The organism is Chitinophaga pendula (genome assembly GCF_020386615.1).
Classification (GTDB): Bacteria; Bacteroidota; Bacteroidia; order Chitinophagales; family Chitinophagaceae; genus Chitinophaga; species Chitinophaga pendula.
The window spans coordinates 2,034,745-2,054,472 of sequence record NZ_CP077769.1; the positions used below are offsets into that span (position 1 = coordinate 2,034,745).

At 46.7% G+C, this 19,728-nt stretch carries 3 protein-coding genes; all 3 read left to right on the forward strand.

The window, feature by feature from the left end; all coding sequences use genetic code 11:
* The first annotated feature begins 36 nt into the window (after positions 1-36).
* Genes KTO58_RS07900 through KTO58_RS07910 form a run of 3 tightly spaced genes read left to right on the forward strand, consistent with a single transcriptional unit; the run spans position 37 to position 19,717 of the window.
* Complete coding sequence (locus KTO58_RS07900) at positions 37-11,448, forward strand: non-ribosomal peptide synthetase (RefSeq protein WP_225860124.1); 11,412 nt, start codon at positions 37-39, stop codon at positions 11,446-11,448.
* Positions 11,445-14,819 (forward strand): non-ribosomal peptide synthetase, encoded by a 3,375-nt coding sequence (locus KTO58_RS07905; protein ID WP_095839901.1) that lies wholly within the window; start codon positions 11,445-11,447, stop codon positions 14,817-14,819. The genes KTO58_RS07900 and KTO58_RS07905 overlap by 4 nt, the downstream gene beginning before the upstream one ends.
* The gene (locus KTO58_RS07910) at positions 14,816-19,717 is read left to right on the forward strand and encodes a condensation domain-containing protein (RefSeq protein WP_225860125.1); all 4,902 of its coding nucleotides are present in this window, start codon (positions 14,816-14,818) and stop codon (positions 19,715-19,717) included. The genes KTO58_RS07905 and KTO58_RS07910 overlap by 4 nt, the downstream gene beginning before the upstream one ends.
* Positions 19,718-19,728 lie beyond the last annotated feature (11 nt).

Here is a 19,728-nt window from a genome sequence, read left to right on the forward strand (position 1 = left end):
TAGATTGCCTTAGTGTGTCCAGTTCTGTTTACTACTATGCAACAGCAGACCACGTTAATCACCATATTGGAGCAGGCTTCGCAGCGTAATACCGGTATCACCTTCATAAGCGGATCAGGCGAAGAAAAGTATTTATCCTATGCTGCTTTGAAAAAAGAAGCAACGGCAGCATTATGTTATTTCCGGAAGCTGGGCGTGAATAAAGGAGATGAACTGATCATAAGATTGGAACGTAATGATTTACTCCTAAAGGCTTTTTGGGGATGTCTGCTAGGAGGGATCATTCCCGTACCGGTATCTTTAGGTAGTCAGGAAGGTCACAAACAGAAGCTTTTTAACATATGGAATAAACTGAACCATCCCTTTATTATTGGAGAAAAGGATTGGAAAGAGGATACAGGCATATTAGCGGCAGGGAAAGATCATGAAGACGTTTTTTCCTTCATGCAATCAAGATATATCAATGCTTCGCTATTGCCTGATCAGGGTAACGCTGAAGCCGAAGATATCAATCCGGACGATATCGCATATATCCAATTCTCGTCCGGTTCTACAGGAAATCCTAAAGGTGTTGCACTGACGCATCGCAATCTGCTGGCCAATATGTCAGATATAGCAGAACGATCCTGCACTACCGGTATAGATAAAGCACTTAGCTGGCTGCCGCTGACACATGATATGGGGCTGATATGTTTTCACCTGACAACCCTCTATACTGGTATTATGCAATACCTGATGCCAGTTAATCTATTCATTCGGCGCCCACTCATTTGGATGGATAAAGCGAGTGAACATCAGATCACTCAATTGTATGCTCCCAATTTTGGATATCAATATTTGCTCTCGGCGTTGAATAACGTAGGGGATGCTCCCGCATGGAAACTGCATAATGTCAGAATTATCTATAATGGAGCGGAACCCATCAATAAAATGCTTTGTGAGGAATTCGCTGCGAGGATGGAAAGATATGGTCTTCCGGGTAATACCATGTATCCTGGATATGGTTTGGCGGAAGCATGTGTTGCAGTAACGCTGCCGGAACCGGGAGAGGCTGTGCGATTTGTTGCATTGGACCGAAACTATCTGCAAGTCGGAGAAAGGGTCAGAAATGTAGTGCCGGGAAATAACACACAACCCGTCTATTTCGCTTGTGTAGGAAAGGCGGTGTCGAACTGCCGGATCAAAATTGGTGATATTCATGGAAATATTTTACCAGATGAGCATATTGGCATAATATGGATAAAAGGAGAGAATGTAACAAAGGGATATTACAACGATGCGGTTGTAACCAATGAAGTGATCGATAGAGAAAACTGGCTCAATACAGGCGACCTCGGATACCTGGTAAATAACACCTTGGTAATAACCGGGCGGAAAAAGAATATCATTATAATTAATGGACAGAACTACTATCCTCAGGATATAGAATATTTTGCACAGCAGGCGGAGGGCGTAAGACCGGGCACTGTAGTAGCCTGTGCTGCCAAAGAACGTCTTAACGACCAGCAGCAGCTGATTGTTTTTGTACAATTCAAAGGAAAAGCGGCAGATTTCCGGTTGCTGATGATGCGTATCAGGGATAAGATAGAGAATGCGATGAACCTCCTGCCAGATAATATCGTACCGGTCAAAACAATACCCAAAACAACCAGTGGTAAAATACAACACTATCTATTAGTCGAGGCATATCAGCAGGGGGCGTTTGATCAGCAATTAATGGAAATTGAACGCCTGCATCCGATAACAGCAGATCAAGGAGTCGATGAGTGTTGGCAGAAATTAGTAATAATTGTTGCGGATCTCCTCAATACAGTGCCCAAACTGATAGGCCCGGATGTCGATCTCTTTGCGGGAGGGCTTAATAGCCTCAAGGCTATTAAATTGATAAGCAGGTTGGAAAGGGAAGGATATCATCTTACCCCGAAAGAAGTATTTGAAAACACTACCGTTGGAAAATTGCATCAACGTTTGGCAAACGAGGTACCAGGTCAGACAGTTGCCGGCATCAACGTGAGTCCGGATTATCATCATTACAGGTTAAGTCGGGGACAACTTCGCTTCTGGTTATTAGAGCAGGTACAACCGGGAAATGCAGCAGCAAATATCGTGAGCGTTAATAAGATAGCAGGAAAATTTGACTATTCCTCCTTTAATAATGCTTTTAAGGAACTGGTTCGTCGCCATGAAAGCCTCCGGACTGTTTTTCGCCAACAGGATACCGCGGTGGTACAGGTAGTCCTTCCCTTTGAAGAGATTTGTTTTGAAGTAGCATACACAGATCTGTCGAAGTCACCAGACGGCCGTCAACAGGCAGTGGAGTATGCACATACCCAGAGCCGTCAGCCCTTTGACCTGGAGCAGGGACCGTTGTTACGGGTATCTTTATTGCAGCTGTCAGCTTCGGAATATGTTTTTATTCTGGTGATCCACCATATTGTCAGCGATGGTTGGTCCATAGAGGTGCTGAGCCGTGAGCTCCGTACGCTGTACCATATATACAGGAATGGGGGAGCTCTTCCTTCATTGCCCCGGCTACAGTATAAAGATTACCTGCATTGGCGCAGTGACCGCTTCCAGGCGGGTGCCGGTGCGGGATCTGTCGATTATTGGCAGCGGCAGCTTTCCGGTCCGCTGCCGGTGTTAGATCTGCCGGTTCTGCATAATGGTGCCGCTGCCACCTGGCTTCGAGGACATATTATTTGTCGTCGTCTGCCGGCACCTGTATGGAAGGGGCTGAAGCAATTAAGTGAATCGGGTCATCAGACGGTGTTTACAACACTGATGTCCGTAATGGCGTTGCAGCTATACCGCTACACCGGGCAGGAAGACCTGGTGATCAGTACAGATACGGCGGGCCGTTATCATCGTGACCTGGAAGATCAGATAGGCTACTATTTGCAGTTATTACCTATCCGTATCCGCCTGTCAGGGGGGATGTCGTTTATGGAGCTGCAGCAACAGGTGCAGTCGTTATTACTGGACGCTTATGATCACCAGGAGTTCAGTGATGAAGCGTTGGAAGGGCTATCGGTGGCACCAGGAACCGGTCGTTCCCCCTTATTTGACTTGCTGTTCTTATATCAGCAGTTTGATCAGGCCCATGGTTTTGCGCTGGAGCTGCCAGATGTGGACGTAACGGCCGTAGACATAGATAATGGGAGCAGCCTGACACCCTTACAGTTGGAATGCTGGCCGCGAGGGGAAGAGCTGGAGTTGAAACTGCGTTACAATAGCGACATGTTCGGTGTATTGCAGATGGAGAGCCTGCTGGATCACTTCGTCAATTTATGTAGTGGTGTGCTCTCATCTCCGGATGCCTCCCTGTCATTTTATGATCTGCTGGGAGAAGGAGAACGAGCATTGCTATCCGGTTTTAATGCGACGTCTGTTTCTTATGATACCGGTTATACGGATATCAGTTCATTATTATCGGCTCAATGCTATGAATGGGGAGATCGTACTGCTTTGGTGTACGAAGGTGCCTGCTGGAGTTATGCTGAACTGGGGGATCAGGTTACCCGTTTATCGCACCGCCTGCAATCTGATTGCCAGGTACGGGTAGGCGCATTGATAGGTCTTTTATCAGACCGGAGCCCGTTACAGATAATTGCAATGTTGGGGATATTAAAGGCCGGTTGTGCCTATGTTCCATTAGATGGTAGTTATCCATCCTCCCGTATCGATTATATGATATCAGACAGTGGTCTGACCACGCTGTTGGTTCCTGATGATCAGTATGATCATTACAGCGTTACAGTTCAGGATCGCTGCCAGGTGTTTGCTATATCGCCCCTTCTTTCTGCTCGGGTGAGAGATGAAGTAATTGTAACACCAGCTATATCGGGTGATATGCTGGCTTATGTGATGTATACTTCCGGCTCTACCGGTCATCCTAAAGGAGTGATGATCAGTCATGCATCACTACTTGATTATGTCTATACCTTCCGGAATTACTTTGAGTTACGGCCTGATGATGTAGTAATACAACAATCATCTTTATCTTTTGATACCGCAGTGGAGGAGATCTATCCTGTGTTATCTGTTGGAGGCCGGCTGGTGTTGTTACGAGGCGGTGGTGCCGATGTCGACGGGCTGAGTGCGGCTATTGAAGAGGAGCAGGTTACCTTATTAAGTACGACGCCGCTGGTGCTGGATGCATTAAGAGGGTATACATCCCGGTTGGCTAGTCTGCGTATAGCGATCAGTGGCGGCGATCAGTTACAGCGTAGTCATATCTCCCATATGCCTGCTCATGTGCGGCTTTATAATAGTTATGGACCGACAGAGAGTACGGTATGTGCCAGTTATCATCGTATAGAAGATTTATCAGAAGCAGGTATAATAGGCCGTCCGATAGCTAATCGCCAGGTATATGTGCTGGATGGAGCGCTTCGGGAGCAACCGGTGGGGATCATTGGAGAGCTTTATCTTGGTGGTAAAGGTCTGAGCCTGGGCTATTATGGACGTCCCTCACTGACGGCAGCGCGATTTATAGCGCATCCGGATGGTACAGGTCTTTTATATCGTAGTGGTGATTATGGTCGCTGGCGTGCTGATGGTACCTTGGAGTTCACCGGCCGGGCGGATGACCAGTTGAAGATCCATGGCTACCGTGTGGAGCCTGGAGAAGTAGCTTATATGCTGTCTCAATATGAAGGGATTGCGCAGGTGGAGGTGATAGGTTTACGTTTAGGGGAGGGTAGCCGCCTGGCAGCTTACTATACCTCGTCGGTTCCCTTATCAGCTAGTTCGTTGCGTAGCTGGTTAAGTCATCGCGTGCCTTCTTATATGGTGCCGACTTATTTTGTGGAGTTACCGCAATTGCCGATGACTGCACATGGTAAGGTCGCGCGGGATCTTTTACCAGCACCCGGGGATACGATACTCCAAAGTTATGTAGCCCCGTCGACTGCGACAGAACGGTTGTTATCTGCTATCTGGTCAGAGGTATTGGGAGTAGCTACGATTAGTGTGACAGATAACTTTTTTGAATTAGGAGGCCAGTCGCTGAAGGCGATGCAGGTGTTAACACGTTTATATCAGCAGCATGGTGTTAAGCAGGGTTTAGGAGAGATGTTCAGCTATCCGGATCTCCGTTCTCAGGCAGCCGCAGCATCTCAACAGCAGCAGGATATCCATGTGTCTATTCCGCTGGCTCCATTCCAATCGCATTATCCACTTTCTCCTGCGCAACGCAGATTGTGGATACTGGAGCAAATGCATAGTGGAACCGTGGCACTTAATCTGTCATGGTTATGCCAGCTTAATGATCTTAAGGAGGGAAGTTTTGACTATTCCTCCTTCAATAATGCTTTTAAGGAACTGGTTCGCCGCCATGAAAGCCTCCGGACTGTTTTTCGCCAACAGGATACCGCGGTGGTACAGGTAGTCCTTCCCTTTGAAGAGATTTGTTTTGAAGTAGCATACACAGATCTGTCGAAGTCACCAGACGGCCGTCAACAGGCAGTGGAGTATGCACATACCCAGAGCCGTCAGCCCTTTGACCTGGAGCAGGGACCGTTGTTACGGGTATCTTTATTGCAGCTGTCAGCTTCGGAATATGTTTTTATTCTGGTGATCCACCATATTGTCAGCGATGGTTGGTCCATAGAGGTGCTGAGCCGTGAGCTCCGTACGCTATACCATATATACAGGAATGGGGGAGCTCTTCCTTCATTGCCCCGGCTACAGTATAAAGATTACCTGCATTGGCGCAGTGACCGCTTCCAGGCGGGTGCCGGTGCGGGATCTGTCGATTATTGGCAGCGGCAGCTTTCCGGTCCGCTGCCGGTGTTAGATCTGCCGGTTCTGCATAATGGTGCCGCTGCCACCTGGCTTCGAGGACATATTATTTGCCGTCGTCTGCCGGCACCTGTATGGAAGGGGCTGAAGCAATTAAGTGAATCGGGTCATCAGACGGTGTTTACAACACTGATGTCCGTAATGGCGTTGCAGCTATACCGCTACACCGGGCAGGAAGACCTGGTGATCAGTACAGATACGGCGGGTCGTTATCATCGTGACCTGGAAGATCAGATAGGCTACTATTTGCAGTTATTACCTATCCGTATCCGCCTGTCAGGGGGGATGTCGTTTATGGAGCTGCAGCAACAGGTGCAGTCGTTATTACTGGACGCTTATGATCACCAGGAGTTCAGTGATGAAGCGTTGGAAGGGCTATCGGTGGCACCAGGAACCGGTCGTTCCCCCTTATTTGACTTGCTGTTCTTATATCAGCAGTTTGATCAGGCCCATGGTTTTGCGCTGGAGCTGCCAGATGTGGACGTAACGGCCGTAGACATAGATAATGGGAGCAGCCTGACACCCTTACAGTTGGAATGTTGGCCGCGAGGGGAAGAGCTGGAGTTGAAACTGCGTTACAATAGCGACATGTTCGGTGTATTGCAGATGGAGAGCCTGCTGGATCACTTCGTCAATTTATGTAGTGGTGTGCTCTCATCTCCGGATGCCTCCCTGTCATTTTATGATCTGTTGGGAGAAGGAGAACGAGCATTGCTATCCGGTTTTAATGCGACGTCTGTTTCTTATGATACCGGTTATACGGATATCAGTTCATTATTATCGGCTCAATGCTATGAATGGGGAGATCGTACTGCTTTGGTGTACGAAGGTGCCTGCTGGAGTTATGCTGAACTGGGGGATCAGGTTACCCGTTTATCGCACCGCCTGCAATCTGATTGCCAGGTACGGGTAGGCGCATTGATAGGTCTTTTATCAGACCGGAGCCCGTTACAGATAATTGCAATGTTGGGAATATTAAAGGCCGGTTGTGCCTATGTTCCATTAGATGGTAGTTATCCATCCTCCCGTATCGATTATATGATATCAGACAGTGGTCTGACCACGCTGTTGGTTCCTGATGATCAGTATGATCATTACAGCGTTACAGTTCAGGATCGCTGCCAGGTGTTTGCTATATCGCCCCTTCTTTCTGCTCGGGTGAGAGATGAAGTAATTGTAACACCAGCTATATCGGGTGATATGCTGGCTTATGTGATGTATACTTCCGGCTCTACCGGTCATCCTAAAGGAGTGATGATCAGTCATGCATCACTACTTGATTATGTCTATACCTTCCGGAATTACTTTGAGTTACGGCCTGATGATGTAGTAATACAACAATCATCTTTATCTTTTGATACCGCAGTGGAGGAGATCTATCCTGTGTTATCTGTTGGAGGCCGGCTGGTGTTGTTACGAGGCGGTGGTGCCGATGTCGACGGGCTGAGTGCGGCTATTGAAGAGGAGCAGGTTACCTTATTAAGTACGACGCCGCTGGTGCTGGATGCATTAAGAGGGTATACATCCCGGTTGGCTAGTCTGCGTATAGCGATCAGTGGCGGCGATCAGTTACAGCGTAGTCATATCTCCCATATGCCTGCTCATGTGCGGCTTTATAATAGTTATGGACCGACAGAGAGTACGGTATGTGCCAGTTATCATCGTATAGAAGATTTATCAGAAGCGGGTATAATAGGCCGTCCGATAGCTAATCGCCAGGTATATGTGCTGGATGGAGCGCTTCGGGAGCAACCGGTGGGGATCATTGGAGAGCTTTATCTTGGTGGTAAAGGTCTGAGCCTGGGCTATTATGGACGTCCCTCACTGACGGCAGCGCGATTTATAGCGCATCCGGATGGTACAGGTCTTTTATATCGTAGTGGTGATTATGGTCGCTGGCGTGCTGATGGTACCTTGGAGTTCACCGGCCGGGCGGATGACCAGTTGAAGATCCATGGCTACCGTGTGGAGCCTGGAGAAGTAGCTTATATGCTGTCTCAATATGAAGGGATTGCGCAGGTGGAGGTGATAGGTTTACGTTTAGGGGAGGGTAGCCGCCTGGCAGCTTATTATACCTCGTCGGTTCCCTTATCAGCTAGTTCGTTGCGTAGCTGGTTAAGTCATCGCGTGCCTTCTTATATGGTGCCGACTTATTTTGTGGAGTTACCGCAATTGCCGATGACTGCACATGGTAAGGTCGCGCGGGATCTTTTACCAGCACCCGGGGATACGATACTCCAAAGTTATGTAGCCCCGTCGACTGCGACAGAACGGTTGTTATCTGCTATCTGGTCAGAGGTATTGGGAGTAGCTACGATTAGTGTGACAGATAACTTTTTTGAATTAGGAGGCCAGTCGCTGAAGGCGATGCAGGTGTTAGCACGTTTATATCAGCAGCATGGTGTTAAGCAGGGTTTAGGAGAGATGTTCAGCTATCCGGACCTCCGTTCTCAGGCAGCCGCAGCATCTCAACAGCAGCGGGATATCCATGTGTCCATTCCGCTGGCTCCATTCCAATCGCATTATCCACTTTCTCCTGCGCAACGCAGATTGTGGATACTGGAGCAGTTTGAAGGGGCCGGTAATGCATATAACATACTGGTGCATTATAAAATACAGGGGAGCCTGGACCCTCATCTGATGGAAGCGTCCCTCAATAAGTTAGTCGCAAGACATGAAAGCCTGCGTACTACTTTCGGAGAGATCAATGGAGAGCCTTACCAATGTATAGGAGCACCGGAAGAAAGCAGCGGGATTATCAACTATAAAGATTTAAGTGATATAGCCGACCAGGAGGTTGCTCTCTCAAATGGAGTACTACAAGCTATTACATGGACATTTGATATCGGCAAAACGCCATTACTGCACGTTTGGTTATGGAAGCTTTCCACAACTACTTACCAATGTTTATTCGCTATTCATCATATAATAGCAGATGAATGGTCTGTAAATGTACTGGTCAGAGAATGGCTGTCCACCTACAGTAAGTTAATGGAAGGTCGGGTAGAGCAGCTGCCGCCTTTAACACACCAGTATAAAGATTATGCATATTGGCAATTGGAGCTCCTCGCGGGAGATGAAATGGCCATACATCGGACATACTGGCTGGAACGCCTTCATGACCTGCCTCCTGTATTGGAATTGCCGTCTGATTTTTCAAGGCCAGTCCTTCCGCAGTATAAAGGTAACAGACAGACTTTTGAACTGCCAACGGCAACTACAGCAATACTCATCGACTTACTGAAGAAACAACAGGTCAGTCTTTTCGCAGGACTCCTCTCCCTTGTACATGCGATCTTATTCCGTTATACCGGTCAGGCAGACCAGATAATCGGAATACCGGTTGCAGGGAGAGATCATCCGGATACTGAAAATCAGATCGGTTTTTTTGTGAATACATTGGCCTTACGCAGCAGGTTGTCAGGACAGATGAATTTGCTCGAATTGCTGGCCGAAGTGAATGGTAATTTATTAAATGCCTATGGCCATCAGGCCTATCCTTTTGATCTGCTGGTTCAGGACCTTCAATTACCACGTGATACCGGACATGCTCCCCTTTTCGATATTATGGTAGTGTTACAGCATGTGTGGCAGCAAGAAACAACGGGACAGCTAACATTTGAAGAATTACCCGTACATGCCGGCGTTAGTAAATTCGATCTTACTTTTTTGTTCCGGGAAACAGATAAAGGAATATCATTTACACTCGAGTATAATGATAGCTTATTTGAGTATGGCCGTATAACGAGGCTGGGGCAGCATATCATAAATCTTACGGAAAGTTTGGTGAATGATCCTTCTAAATCATTGCATACGGCACAATTGCTTTCCGATACAGAAAAAGAGATATTGTTATTCGGATTTAATCCGGCAGTTCCTGCATCGACCAGATCTACATTGGTCGAACTGTTCGAAAGGCAAGTAAGATGTTCTCCGGAGCTCCTTGCCTTTAAGGACGGAAACAAAGAGATAAGTTACCGGGAGCTGAATATTATGTCCAACCGGCTGGCACAGTACATATACACCCAATATGAGGTTAAAAAGGGGGCAGTTATTCCATTGTTATGTACGCACAGTGAGTGGCTGCTTGCAGGTATGCTGGCTATTCTAAAATTAGGCGCTTCTTATTTGCCAATTGATCCTTTACTACCAGTGGAAAGGATCCGTTATATAGCAAAGGATGCGAACGTGAAAATCGCATTGACAGACACGGATATTACGCTGTTCGATGTCGAAATGATATATGTACCGGACAATTGGAAGGAGGTAGTGACATATCCGGAAATAGAGATACCGTTGGCTCCCCAAAGTACGGACACTGCGTATGTAATTTATACATCCGGTTCCACAGGACACCCCAAAGGGGTAGTGATCGCTCATGAGAGTATCGTACAATTATGTCAATGGCATAACAAAACGTTTGAGGTGTCGGAAAAGAGTAAAGCCACATTGTACGCAGGCATCAGTTTTGACGCTTCAGGATGGGAGATATGGCCCTACCTGCTTTCCGGCGCGTGTCTCATGCCGATACCTGAACATATTAAACTGGATATGCCATTGCTGGGGCAGTTCATAACAATACAACACATTACACATTGTTTTTTACCAACTGCTGTCTGCAGATTGTTCCTGAATAGTCAAATTCCTGTGAGCAAAGACCTGGTTCTGCTGACAGGGGGAGAAGAACTGGGCGCTGTTACTACTCCTCCCTGTAAATTATATAATAACTATGGTCCTACTGAGTCAACGGTGGTGACTACTTCCTGCCGGGTAGTTGATACAGCGGGCAAGCCGGCCGCTATCGGAACGCCAATTACCGGGCGAAGCATCTATATACTGGACGATATGCTCCAATTACAACCTATAGGTATTAAGGGAAAGCTCTATATAGGAGGTAGCGGTCTGGCAAAGGGGTACCTGAATCGCCCTGAACTGACCGCGGAAAAGTTTACCGGTCAGTTGTACGGACAAGATGTTTTGTATAATACAGGAGACCTTGCACGATGGCTGCCGGATGGTAATATCGAATTCCTCGGGCGTGCGGATACACAGGTCAAAGTAAGAGGATATCGCATAGAACTGTCGGAAATAGAACGGGTACTACTGAAAGAGGAGCATATACAACAGGTCATCGTAACGGCATTAGGAAAGGATAACGACAAATATTTAGTTGCATACTATATCTCCCCAATAACACATGACCCGGCAGTGCTTCGTGATAATTTGTCAAAATATTTGCCGGTATATATGTTGCCTGGCTATTTCATTCAATTAGATAAGCTACCCCTGACGGCAAATGGTAAAATCGATACTGTCCAACTTCCTATGCCTCAAAGAAACATCGTAACGTATATTCCGCCACGTACTGAAACCGAGGCAAAACTGGCAGAAATATGGAAGGATATACTAGGTATTGAGCAGGTGGGCATATACGACAATTTCTTTTTGTTAGGTGGGCATTCACTGAATGCATTAAAAATACTGTCGCGCATTCAACAGGAAATGACTGTTAAAATTGAGTTGAAACATATTTTCCTTAAGCCCGTATTGGCAGAACTATATGATCAGATCTGCCTGCTGGAATGGGCAAAGGACTTGCAGGATGAAGCAATCAGCAGTACCCATGTCGATAAAATTGTAATATGACTATAAACGATCTCTTAGTCAAACTGAGGGAGCTACGAGTGAACATCCGCCTGGAGAATGGTCAATTAAATATAACGGCGCCGGAAGGAGCTCTTACTCCCGAACTAATTAAGATAATCAAAACGCATAAGGAGGGTATTGTTACGCTCCTTGAAAGCGTACACACCGCAGCCAGTGATCGGATAACACCGGCACCTGTACAAGCCGATTACCCCCTGTCTCATGCGCAACAAAGGCTTTGGATGCTGCAGCAGATGGGGGGAGATGCCAGTGCATATACTATACCCATGCTGTCGGATATTAATGGTGAGGTCGATCCGAATATTGTGAAAAAGGTGTTTGAAGAATTGATAGAACGTCATGAAAGCCTCCGTACATCTTTTGTGGTGGTGAATAACGAAGTGCGCCAGAAGATACTTGATACGAAACAAGTTAATTTTACAGTGTTAGTTAAAGACTTTCGCGGGTTGCCTGATCCGCTAATTGCTGCAAGAGAGCATGTTAGTCAAATAATAAAAGAGCCCTTAGATATACAATCTGGCCAATTAGTAAAAGTCGCCCTATACCAGCTTCATACAGCACATTATTACCTGCTGCTTTACATTCATCATATAGTGACGGATGAATGGTCTATGCAGTTACTGATAAAGGAGTTTTTATCCGGCTATGATAAATATCGTAATGCAACGCAAAATGAGAGGCAGCCGTTACGAATACAGTATAAGGATTATGCTGTTTGGCAGCGGTCGTTACTTAAAGAGAATAAATACAAAAAGAGCCGGGAATACTGGATGGATAAACTTGCAGGTGATATCCCGGTGCTGGACATGCCATCGGATTTTGCTCGTCCGGCTATACAGACATATAATGGGACTACGCTGACATGGAATATCCCGGAAGCGGCTGCGAAAAAACTAGTCACTTTCACACAGGAGTACAATACCTCGCTATTTATAGGCTTACTAGCTGTCGTAAAGCTATTGTTGTTCAGGTATACCGGCATAACAGATTTGTTGGTAGGCATCCCGGTGACGGGAAGAGAACATGCTGATCTGGCTGGGCAGGTAGGGTTATTTATCAATACCCTGGTGGTCCGCACGGATATAGATCCGGGTAAGGGACTATCTGCATTATTGGCGGCGGTAAAAGAAAATGCTCTCCAGGCTTACTCGCATAAGGAATATCCCTTTGATCTGCTGGTCGAAGAACTTCCTATCAAACGCGACCTGAGCCGCTCCCCTTTGTTTAACGTAATGGTAGTACTGGTTGATGCTGATGCAGGGGAACCTCAAGTGGTGTCTGGTGATATAAGGATCAGCGAGGTGCGTGTACCGGATGCAGGGAGCAAATTTGATTTGACGTTCTATTTCAAAAATAGTAAAGAGGGATTAGCACTTATTATTGAGTATAACACGGATATATACAAGCATGCCCGGATAGAAAGGATAGCGCAGCACTTGCATTCGTTAATGGATGTGGCGTTGGATATGCCGGAAATGAGAATAGATAAACTCGATTATTTGTCGGAAAAGGAAAGAACACAACTGTTATACGATTTCAGTAATACAGGTGGCGAAGTGCAGTATGAAGCGCCTTTTTATCAACTCATTGCCGACAATGCAGTCTTATATCCCGATAAAATAGCGCTGATCTGCGGAGGAAGGGAATTAACCTATAGTTTATTGAATCGGTATGCGAGCACGTTAGCTACATATTTGCATACTCAATATGGAATTGGAGAAGGTCGTCTTGTAGGTGTTTTATTAGAACGGAGCGAGTGGCTTGTAATTGCAATGTTGGCGGTCCTGAAAACAGGAGCAGCTTACCTGCCTATAGATGTTAATGCGCCTGCTGCACGCATACAGTACATGTTAGAACAGGGGGGCGTCAATGTGGTGTTGACGGAAGAAGGCCATTTGCCATCACTGGATACATGGAATGGACATAAGTTGATACCTCAGCCCTTATTAGAAAGACTTCCTCTGTCAGCCATGAAAGAGATAGCTGTTGGGCATATGCAAAATCTGGCGTATGTGATCTATACATCCGGCTCCACAGGGTGGCCTAAAGGTGTAATGATCCGTCATGACGCGGTAAGTAATTTGTTGGAAAACCTGCGACAGGCGTTGTCAGTAAACCTGCTAGATACTTGGTTGGCTGTAACTACCGCCGCTTTTGATATGTCAGTAGTAGAAATATGGTTGCCGCTCATCTGTGGCGCCCGGTTGATACTGGCGACAACTGAGGAAGTACAATCACCGGCTTTATTGATTGAGATACTGGAAAGCCGACAGGTTACAATAATGCAGGCAACACCTGGTGTCTGGCACCTGCTTGTAGAGAGTGGTTGGCAAGGATCATCTGAAAGTCGTTTGATCACAGGAGGGGAGGCTTTAAACAGCCATTTGGCGGAGCAGCTGTTGAGCCGTTGTGCAGCATTATGGAATATGTATGGTCCTACGGAAACGACCGTATATGCCACCTGGAAAAAGATATTACAACCAGCAGATGCAGACCTGATTGGTACGCCGTTGACCAATCTGTGGGCCTATATTTTGGATAATGAAAGGCAACCTACTCCGGTCGGTGTACCTGGAACCTTGTTTGTCGGTGGAATAGGACTGTCAAAGGGATACATCAATAATGATACGTTGACGGCTGAAAAATTTATAACTGATCCGTATCGGCCGGGGAAGATAATATACAATACAGGGGACCTATGTGAGTGGTCAGCGGATGGTCATATCCGATATTGGGGACGACGGGATGCACAGGTCAAAATAAGGGGATTTCGAATAGAACCCGGAGAAATCGAGACCGTATTGCTGAAATATGCCGGGGTCTCTCACGTTGCCATACATACATTCGGGAATGGAATTGATAAGTATCTGGTAGCTTATTATACAGCAGATACTCCTCTCGAGGCAATTACCTTGCGGCAGTATTTATGGTCACAGTTACCTGAATATATGATCCCGACGCACCTGATCCAGCTGGACGAGATCCCCCTTACCCTTAATGGAAAGATAGATAGAAACAGATTGCCTGAGCCAATAGGGCAGGTAACGAATTACCAACCGCCTGAGACAGATATGGAACGCTATCTGGTAAATATCTGGGAAGAGATATTGCACATACCTCAAATAGGCGTGCATGACAATTTTTTCCTCCTGGGAGGGCATTCTTTAAAGGCGATCCTTGTGTTGTATCGTATTCAAAAGGACATAGGCGTGAAACTACAACTGAAAGATTTGTTCCTGACCGCTAATCTCAGAGAACTGGCGACACATATAGAACTATTGAACTGGGCAAAAGAAAATCAGCATAAGGCCACGGGTGCCATTAATACGACCCAAATAACTACGATATGAGTATACACCAACTTCTGCTCAAACTGAAGAAATCGGATATTGTTATCCGCACTGAAAGCGGACAGTTGAAACTGCATGCGCCGGAAGGCGCATTGACAGAGGAGCTTTTAGCGGAGCTGAAGGCGAACAAACAGGAACTTATCCGGTTTCTCAATAGCCTGGAAGGGAGTGCTTATACGCCTATCCCGCTGGTACCGGTGAAGGAGTATTATCCCTTGTCTCATGCACAACGAAGGCTGTGGATACAGGAAGAACAAATGCCGGGTGGAGCAACCTACAAGATCGTATTGCTCTTCAGAATGATTGGACCGTTACATATACCGGCACTGGCAAAAGCGTTTAATGTGTTGCTGTCAAGGCATGAAAGCTTGCGTACTGTGTTTGCTACAGTCGCCGGAGAACCGCAGCAACGTATATTGACATTAGAGGAGACCGGATGGCAGATTAGCGTATTGAATTTTCAAAATATGCCAGACCAGCATGCGGCAGTTAACAGGCATGTAGCTAAAGTAGGAGCTGCGCCGGTTGACCTGGCTGTCGGTCCCCTGTTTCAGGCCGACTTACTCCAATTGGATGATAATGCACATTTACTGTTGCTATCTATGCACCACATCGTCTCCGATGCCTGGTCTATGAAGGTTATGATGTCGGAACTATTGACCGTATATAATAGCCTGGTAAATGGAGAAGACGTATTCTCGTTACCGGTATTACGTATACAATACAAGGATTACGCGACCTGGCAATTGCAGGAAGTGCAGAACGACAAGTTCCAAGAACAACGTAGATACTGGATACAACAGTTAGGAGGAGAACTGCCGATCCTAGCATTGCCTACAGATAAACCCCGGCCAGCTTATAAGACATTTAGAGGTATACAGCTTCCCTTTACCCTGGAAACACAATTGTCCCGGGATTTTAATAATTACCTGGGCGCAAGGAATGCTACGCTTTTCATGGGATTGCTGGCCTTGGTAAAAACATTATTATATAGTTATACCGGGCAACAAGATATTATTATAGGTACGCCTGTAGCGGGTAGAGGTCACCCTGATCTGGAAGACCAGATCGGGTACTATCTGAATACCTTGGCGCTGAGAACAACCTTTGCTGCTACAGAAAGCTTTGAGCAACTGTTGTTTAACGTTAAAAAGACAACCTTAGATGCTTTTAGTAACCAGGACTATCCATTTGATTTATTATTGGAGGAGTTGGACATCGGTATGGATGTTAACCGGCAACCTCTATTTGATGTAGTGTTAATACTGGAAAATGAACAATCGGCGAGCGCATCTCCGCAAATGGAAAAAATAGTTGTAGCGGAAGAACATCCGGAGCTACATATCAGTAAGGGAGACCTTCGTTTTCAGTTTGTGGAACAGGATGGTAACATCAGCGGAAGTATAGAATATAATACGGATCTGTATGATCGTCCGCGTATAGAACAAATGGTGAGTGATCTACATACTGTTTTAAGCGGTTTATTACAGGATCCTGATCAACGGCTACGGGATCTTTTACATAAAGATGATACAGTTCTGCTGCGGGCTAATTTCACGCGTCCTTTTGAATTGCCCCCCCCGGTGCCGCTGATCACTGTGATAGAGGAGCAGGTATCCCGTAATCCGGATGGATTGGCGGTAGAAGAGGAGAACAGCAGCATCAGCTATGTTGAATTATCGCGGCAGAGTAACCGTTTGTCGCATCTGTTGTATAGCTATGGCCTCACGGAAGTATGTACTGGTGTTTGCCTGGGAGCAGGTATAGGTGTCGTCACTGTGTTGCTAGGTTGTATCAAGAGTGGTAGTATCTACATGCCTGTAGACCTGAGTCAGCCGCCGAAGCGCTTACAGTACTTGCTTCGGGAGAGTCGCCCAGGTCTGTTGATCACTACTTTAGGTGAACTTACCTCGCTGGTACCATTACTGGAAGAGCTGGATTGCCGGGTGCCTTATTTGTTAGGCTTACCGGAAAGCAGTGATAATATGCTTAACAGTTTATCCCTTGATGTGCATGGGCTGATCAGTATTTCGAGTACTACAGCGAGGTTGCTCCGCGATCAGGAAGGTGTTTATACCTCTTCGGAAGTGGCATTAGAAGATTATGAGAGTGCTTTTCCTGCCGTTGAGCCGTCGGAAGGGAAGGGTGGTTACATTTTTTATACCTCTGGTTCTACCGGTCATCCGAAGGGTATCCGCGGACGGTTGGATAGTCTGAGTCATTATATCGGGTGGCATACGGGTTGTTTTGGGATGAACCGGGAGAGCCGTATCAGCCAGCTGGCGCCGGTGACCTTCGATGCTTCTCTGAAGGATATATTGTCTGCACTATATAGCGGAGGCACTTTATGTGTCCCTTCAGCCGGGACCCGGCAGCAGATCCCGCAGTTGCTAACCTGGTTGTCTGCCCGGAAGGTGACGGTATTACAGACGGTTCCTACTTTATTCCGCTTGCTGACCCGCAGTTTGAAAGACAGCGGAGAGCGGTTGTCCAGCTTACGGCATATTGTATTGGCCGGCGAACGCTTATATGGAAGAGATGTAGAGAACTGGCAATCTCACCAGGGAAGAGGCGCTATGTTATCTAACCTGTATGGTCTGACAGAAACGACGATATTAAAGAGCTGTTATCACATAACGGAAACGGTTTGGGGTGCCGGTGATGCGATACCGGTGGGCTTTGCGATGAAAGATGCTGTCTTTGGAGTATTAGACGGAGACGAGTTGTGTGGAATAGGAGAGATAGGAGAAGTTTATATCCGTAGCCCTTATATGAGTGGCGGTTACCTGGATGAAAGCCTGAATGGTAGTTTGTTTGTACAGAATCCGCTGTTGAGCGATCGTATTGATATGGTATGCCGTACCGGTGACATCGGCCGTTACCGTGTAGACGGAAGTCTTGAACTGCTGGGCAGACGGGATGACCAGGTGAAGTTGCATGGTGTGCGGGTGGAACTGGATGGGGTGAAACGGTTATTGTTGCGGCAGGAAGGTATAGAGCAGGTAGAGTTATTGCTACACCAGGATGAAGAACTGAATAGTACTTTATTATGCTACTACACCGGGCGTCAGTATGAAAGCACGCAATTACGTCATCAGCTGGAGCAGGAGTTGCCGGCAGCGCATTTGCCAGGTCATTATATCTGGCTGGAGGAGTTTCCGTTGAATGTGAATGGCAAGGTAGACCGTAAGCGTCTACCACGTCCTGATTCCTTGTCAGGCGGAGATAACTATGAGGCTCCGCATGCAGGTCTGGAGCAGGAATTATCTGGTATTTGGCAGCAGATCCTGGGCGTTGATCGAATCAGCAGAACGGCATCTTTTTTTGTGGTAGGCGGCTCTTCGCTGAAAGCGATCCAGTTACTATCGCGTATCTACAAGGAATATGAAGTACAGCTGACGATAGCAGATATTTTCAAACACACCACCTTGGCCGCTCAGGCTGCACTGATCGGGGCATCGATAAAGGTGAATTATGAACCTATTCCTCCGGCAGCGCCACAGGCTCACTATCCGCTATCTTTTGCCCAGCGACGACTATGGGTGGTTGCCCAGCGGGAATCATCCGCACAACCCTTCAATGGACTTGACGTATATCGCCTGGAAGGCATATTGAATCCGGCAGCCCTCTCATCGGCATTTATGACCTTGCTGGAAAGACACGAAAGCCTGCGTACTGTGTTTGTGATGTCAGGAGGAGAGCCTGTACAACGTATACTCGAAGTGTCAGACACCGGTTTTTCAATTTCGTATGAAGATATCAGCGACCTACCCGATAGGGAGACACAGTTGAGCCGTTTTATGCAGCAACTACAGGAACGTCCCTTTGTGCTGAGCGAAGGTCCCTTGTTACGGGTGTCATTATTACGGCAGTCTTCCACACAACATATGCTGTTGTTGTCGATTCATCATATCATATCAGATGAATGGTCCATGCAGATCATGGTGCGAGAGTTATTGTCACTGTATAATGCTTATAGTGATGGTCTGTCATCACCATTGTCTCCTCTTCGTATCCATTACAAAGATTATAGCGAATGGCAGCGAAATACAATAGGAGCGGGGCAGTTTGATACAGATCGCAAATATTGGTTGTCCCGTTTAAGTGGAGACCTGCCGGTACTGGCGCTGATACCGGACCATACCCGTCCGTCTGTACCGAGTTATCGTGGTGATCAGCTACAGTTTATTATAGAAAGTACAATAAGTTCCTCATTCAGGACTTACTTGGACAGCCGTGGTGCGACATTGTTTATGGGATTGTTGACGGTTGTCAAAACCTTACTGTACCGGTATACCGGTCAGCAGGACCTGATCATTGGTACTCCTGTTGCAGGACGTGAACATCCGGACCTGGAAGATCAGATTGGTTATTACCTGAATACGCTGGCACTACGCAGTTACCCTTCCGGAGAAGATAGCTTTAATACCTACCTGTCGCAGATCAAATCGGTATCTCTTGAGGGTTTTGCGCATCAGGGCTATCCTTTTGACCACCTGGTAGAGGAGTTGGGCGTTGGCGCAGATCTGAGCCGGAATCCGCTGTTCGATGTAGCGATAATATTACAGAACATCGATGTGAACCATGGTCATTCCCTACATATGCATGGGATCAGTGTAACGGCAGAACATCCGGAGCTACATATCAGTAAGGGAGACCTTCGTTTCCAATTTGTGGAGCAGGATGGTAACATCAGCGGGAGTATAGAATACAATACGGATCTGTACAGGAAGGAGCGAATAGAAGATATGATACAACACTTCAGCAGTGTTATGAAAGCTGTTGTGGAAGATCCGGAGATTATCTTAAGAAAGATATCTTACACAGGTCTTATAGATGATCAACATATACAACAACAATATGCCGGTTTTACTACAGACCTGAACACCGAATACTAGTTATTCGATCA